This window comes from Coprobacillus sp. (genome assembly GCF_984815275.1).
The window spans coordinates 1-3,281 of record NZ_CFJNYH010000083.1 but is presented as its reverse complement, the minus strand read 5'-3'; the positions used below and the strand labels follow the sequence as shown (position 1 = coordinate 3,281).

The 3,281-nt window shown below is 29.8% G+C and carries 4 protein-coding genes; 2 read left to right on the top strand and 2 right to left on the bottom strand.

Annotated elements, in window-relative coordinates; translation table 11 throughout:
* Positions 1-61: 61 nt before the first annotated feature.
* A complete protein-coding gene (gene cysK / locus AC5M21_RS15925) occupies positions 62-988 on the top strand; it encodes a cysteine synthase A (protein WP_008787472.1) in 927 nt (308 codons plus the stop codon).
* Between the two features lie 197 nt (positions 989-1,185).
* Here cysK and AC5M21_RS15920 read toward each other — a convergent pair whose 3' ends face one another.
* Both AC5M21_RS15920 and AC5M21_RS15915 read right to left on the bottom strand, forming a co-directional pair.
* Positions 1,186-1,998: a substrate-binding domain-containing protein gene (locus AC5M21_RS15920; RefSeq protein WP_008787473.1), complete on the bottom strand. Its 813-nt coding sequence runs from the start codon at positions 1,996-1,998 to the stop codon at positions 1,186-1,188.
* 20 nt (positions 1,999-2,018) lie between these two features.
* On the bottom strand, positions 2,019-2,195 hold the full coding sequence (locus AC5M21_RS15915) for a LacI family DNA-binding transcriptional regulator (RefSeq protein ID WP_008787474.1): 177 nt from the start codon (positions 2,193-2,195) through the stop codon (positions 2,019-2,021).
* 149 nt (positions 2,196-2,344) lie between these two features.
* Between AC5M21_RS15915 and AC5M21_RS15910 the strand changes: the two genes are divergently transcribed.
* Complete coding sequence (locus AC5M21_RS15910) at positions 2,345-3,274, top strand: hypothetical protein (protein WP_008787475.1); 930 nt, start codon at positions 2,345-2,347, stop codon at positions 3,272-3,274.
* Positions 3,275-3,281 lie beyond the last annotated feature (7 nt).

Below are 3,281 nucleotides of genomic sequence, written 5' to 3'. Positions count from 1 at the left end.
AAATAAACTTGTAAAGATGACTAGTCATCTTTACAAAATATATTATACGAGGAGAATAGTTATGAATATATATAAATCAGCTGATCAATTGATTGGCAAAACACCATTATTAGAATTATCAAATATTGAAAAGAAATATCACTTAGAAACAAATATTATTGCAAAATTAGAATATTTTAATCCTGCTGGGAGTGTTAAGGATAGAATTGCAAAAGCAATGATTGATGATGCAGAAGCAAAAGGATTGATAAATAAAGACACTGTTATTATTGAACCAACTTCTGGAAATACTGGTATTGGGCTTGCTTCGGTTGCTTCAGCCAGAGGATATCACGTTATTATTGTCATGCCTGAAACAATGAGTATTGAAAGACGACAACTAATGAAAGCATATGGAGCTGAACTTGTTTTAACTGAAGGTGCTAAAGGGATGAAGGGCGCTATTGCAAAAGCAAAAGAACTCAGTGAAAAACTTATGAATAGTTTTATTCCTAGTCAATTTGAAAATCCAGCTAATCCCCAAGTCCATACTTTAACAACTGGTCCAGAGATATGGGAAGATACTGATGGTCAGGTAGATATATTAGTAGCTGGTATTGGAACAGGTGGGACAATTAGTGGTGTTGGTGAATATTTAAAATCCAAAAATCCAGATATCCAAGTGATTGCAGTTGAGCCAAAAGATTCTGCCATTTTATCCACAGGGAAAGCAGGTAGCCATAAGATTCAAGGAATTGGTGCAGGATTTATTCCACAAGTGCTTAATACAAAAATTTATGATGAAATTATAACTGTTTCTAATGAAGATGCTTTTCAGTTAGGAAAAGAAATAGGACATAATGAAGGTATATTAGTGGGAATATCTTCTGGAGCAGCAGTTTATGCAGCTATTCAGGTTGCACAAAGATTAGAAAACAAGGGTAAAAATATTGTTGTCATATTACCTGATATAGGTGATCGTTATTTATCTACCCCAATGTTCCAATAAATATTTCGTTTAATATAGTATAAAGATAAGAAAATCTCTTTTCAGTATAATGTGAAAGAGACTTTTATCTTATTTCAATGAAATATTATGATATTGTTCATATTTATCGATAACTTAATTACTCATGTTATGGGTAAATAAATTGTAAATACTCATCAAATGGGTATTTGTAATTACATACTTAGTTAAAGTCATGATTATAGCTTTGTTGAAATCGTTGATTGTCTTTCAATAATTTGAGGGGATAGCATAATAGTTTCTGGGATTGTGACTTCATGTTGCATTTCATGAATTCTACGAATAACTTTTTTAGCAATTTCATAACGACTTACTTCAAGTGTTGAAAGTGTTGGTGTCATAGATTGACAAAATTGCATGTTATCAAATCCAATAACTTTAATATCTTGTGGAACTTTATAACCATTATATTGTAGTGCATTGATAACAATTGCTGCATTGCGGTCATTAACACAAACAAAAGCTTCAGGCATTTTTCGATATGTTAATAACATTTTTTGAATATAGCGATAATCATCATTTAAAACTGCTTTTTCAATGCCCTTTGTTAAACAAATCAATTCATGTTTTTGAGGAGGGAAGTGATTAATCATACATTGTCGATAACCTTGATATCTTTCTTTAAAGTTCTTGGAACTTTCAACTTCGCCTACAAATCCAATTTGTTTATATCCCTTTTTAATAAGATAATCACAACTTATATATCCACCTAAAAAATTATTTGTGATAACAGTATCTATATTAAAATAAGGGATAGAATGATTCACACAAATAATTTCTTTAATATATAAATGTAATGAATAAATCATTTCATCACTTAGAAGTATAACGCCTGCCACATGATGTTCACTCACACATTCAGGGACATTAAAATGAGCAAAATCATAATACTCAGTTAAAATACGATAACCAAAAATACGTGCTTCGTTTGTCATATGGTGAAGTAAATCTAAATAATAATGTTTATCATTCTTTTTCTTATTTTCAATCATAATAACTAATGTTTTATTCTTTAAAGTCTCTTTAATATTGAGTTTTTTAAAGTATAATTCATTTCAGAGGCAGCTTCTAAAATTTGCATTCTTAATTCATGAGAAACACCTTCTTTATCATTTAATGCTATAGAAACGGCATTAATAGAAATGTTGAGTTTATGGGCAATATCTTGCATAGTGGTATTTTTCGACATTATTTTCACCTCTTTTATCAAGATTATAGCATCTATTTTTATTTTCAACTATAAGTTTCAAGTAAAAGAATTCGTTTTTCAAGTAAATGGGAATTGTTTGAAGTCAAGAATATTGAAATAATAGTATTAAGGAAAGGGGTGCATTTGAAATGAAAATAGGTAAAAAATTATTAGTCTTATCTTTGTCGTGTTTGATGATTATGTCTCAATTCAATCGAGTCCATGCTAGCGAGGAATTAACAGGAAGAAATTTAAAGCAAAGATCATTAGAAGTTGTAGAAAATATGCCAAATATATCAAGTCATTATAAAATTCTTGATTGGGCAAAAAGAGGGAAAGATTTAAATGATTTTGTATTTGATTATACAGCAACGAATTTTGATAAAAAAACTGAATTTTCAGTAAAAGAAGGAAGAACATTCTCAACAATTTATCGAGATGATAAATATGGTGGGTATATGATTCCAGCATTCTATGGTGAAGATAGACCATTAAGAAGTACAGAGAAACATGATGGTGAAGATGATCAAGAATCTATTTCTGTAACAAGTGCTTTAATTGTTGCATCATTATTAGGTATTAATATGAATAAAGAATTACCTAAGGAATTAAAAGGAAAAACAACAATAGAAGGTGGTTATGAAATTAATACGTATCTTGATAATGCTTTGAAATATTTTTGGAATGGTGATAAGGGAAATGTATTTACTAATGTTCCAAATGGATCTGAAAGTAAACTTCAGAATATGGAAAATGTTTCTAATGCTTATGGAGATTTTTGGTATTTATTAATTGCTAATCAGAATTTTTATCGATTAGCTTACTTAAATCCGGATTGGAAACCTGAAGAAGTATTGAAATTACAAGAAACAGTTGCAGATCGTATGATTGATATGGTTGATGTTTTAAAACAAAAATATCCAGATGATTTGTTTAATATTCAATGTTTTGATTTTGAGAATATGGAAGCTGTTAAGGGATGGCATCAACCAGATGCAGCGGTTGGAACAGGATGTATTTTGTATTATTCTGGCTCTGTGTCAAGAGTGGAGGATAAAGGAATAACTATTGAAAAATAGGGATTCC

What these genes read in the sequence shown, in the direction of transcription:
- cysK (WP_008787472.1), top strand. Translation starts at nt 62, where the DNA reads ATGAATATATATAAATCAGCTGATCAATTGATTGGCAAAACACCATTA.
- AC5M21_RS15915 (WP_008787474.1), bottom strand. Translation starts at nt 2,195, where the DNA reads ATGTCGAAAAATACCACTATGCAAGATATTGCCCATAAACTCAACATT.
- AC5M21_RS15910 (WP_008787475.1), top strand. Translation starts at nt 2,345, where the DNA reads ATGAAAATAGGTAAAAAATTATTAGTCTTATCTTTGTCGTGTTTGATG.
- AC5M21_RS15920 (WP_008787473.1), bottom strand. Translation starts at nt 1,998, where the DNA reads ATGATTGAAAATAAGAAAAAGAATGATAAACATTATTATTTAGATTTA.